The sequence below is a fragment of the Sphingomonas sp. CFBP 8760 genome (genome assembly GCF_014841615.1).
Classification (GTDB): domain Bacteria; phylum Pseudomonadota; class Alphaproteobacteria; order Sphingomonadales; family Sphingomonadaceae; genus Sphingomonas.
The window spans coordinates 1-1,527 of sequence record NZ_JACYUG010000048.1; the positions used below are offsets into that span (position 1 = coordinate 1).

Genomic DNA, 1,527 nt, shown 5'->3' on the forward strand with positions numbered 1-1,527 from the left:
ACGCACCACCTCGCGCCCCGCCGGCATCGCTGACGGCAATATGTTGCCATTGGCGTCCTGCTCGGACTCCGACACCTCGCCCCAGCCCTTGGCCGGGTCCATCCAGTTCGACCCCGTCAGCAAATTCGCGAACGACCGCTCGCCGCTCCAATAGGCCACGGTGCCAAGATTGACGCCGAGCTGGAAGCCGGGCTTGGCCGGCAGCGTGGGAGCAGGGGTGGGATTGGCGACCGGCTTCGGCGCCGCCGTGGGCGTATTCGACACCATGGGCTTGACCACCATGATGGACGAGGTCTTCGCGTTACTTGCGCCGTTCGACACGACGGTGCCGGCACCAATCAACGCTGCAACGGAAACGCCGACCTTCAAAGCAGTCGACGAAATAGCAGAAGGCAAAACGCTGCCGGTTACTGCACTGGCCATGATGCTAAAGCTCCCGTGGAGTACAGTTTCTGTACGATCCAGTTAAATATTGTCCACCAGACATCGCGCTGAACGTTCGCTGCCGCCAACGCACTACCTGATGTCTATTGTTTCGGATTCGGCAGCGTTGCCGATTGCCGATCCAATAAAGCTGTATCTAGATGATTTGTCGGAAGAACCGGTTTACCGGTTGGGTTATTATCGATTAACCTAACCTGAAAGATTCTGGTGATCGGAACACCGGTTATATGGCAACCTTTATCGCCGCTCGATCGTTCAAGGCAAGGCTGCGCCTTGGCCGCGATGAACGTCATGGCGCGGCATTCGCGCATTTGGCCGCAGATGCAGCATAATGATGCTGCCATGCACCGTTAGGCGCCCCAAACGACGAACGGCGACGGGGGACCGTATCGATCTCCCGCCGCCGCATTCGTCGCGATCGGTGATAACCGATCGGTATCGGTCGGTTATTTCCGACCCAGGGCGATGGCGGCGCGTCGCTTGGGCGTTTCGCTGAGGGGCTGTCCGGAATATTCGCGCAGGCCCCAGGCGCCGAAGCTGCTGATGGGGCTGGTGCTCGAATACAGCGTCAGCGTGTCGTTGAACCGCGTCTTCCAGTCGGTGATGTAGTTCGTGTAGATGTCGTACATCAGGTTCGACCGGTTGAGCCCACCGATACGGGTCAGGCCCCCCGTCTCCAGCAGATGCTGTCCCGCCTCATAGGCGATGTAGCGCTTGCCGTACTTCTTCGCCCAGGCGGCGTTGGCCTCGCCCTCGTTGGCCAGCGTCTTCTTGGCCTCGCTGGCCAGATCGGACAGCAGCAGGGCGGTGTCGGTCTGATTGGTGCGCACGCCCTCGAAGAAGGAGTGGCCGAAGTACGGCGCGGTCGCCAGCGCGTCGATATTGTCCGCCAGCCCCGGGGTGGTCATCACGATCTCCGCGGTCCACGGATTGCCGTGCTGCGTCGCGGCCACCCGGACCAGCTGGCCCGGACGATCGGCGAACACCTTCGCCCAGATCCGCATCACCTCGCCGGTGCGCTGCGCGTAACGGCGCAGGTTGGCGATGAACCCGTTGTCCGACAGCTTGCGCGCCAGCCCCTCC

2 pseudogenes are annotated in these 1,527 nt (G+C 61.8%); both read right to left on the minus strand.

The features are described 5' to 3' along the window. Positions 1-423 (minus strand): annotated as a pseudogene (locus IFT82_RS20270) (hypothetical protein); the annotation flags it as partial. Positions 424-890: 467 nt separating this feature from the next. Continuing rightward, a pseudogene (locus IFT82_RS20275) lies at positions 891-1,527 on the minus strand (hypothetical protein); the annotation flags it as partial.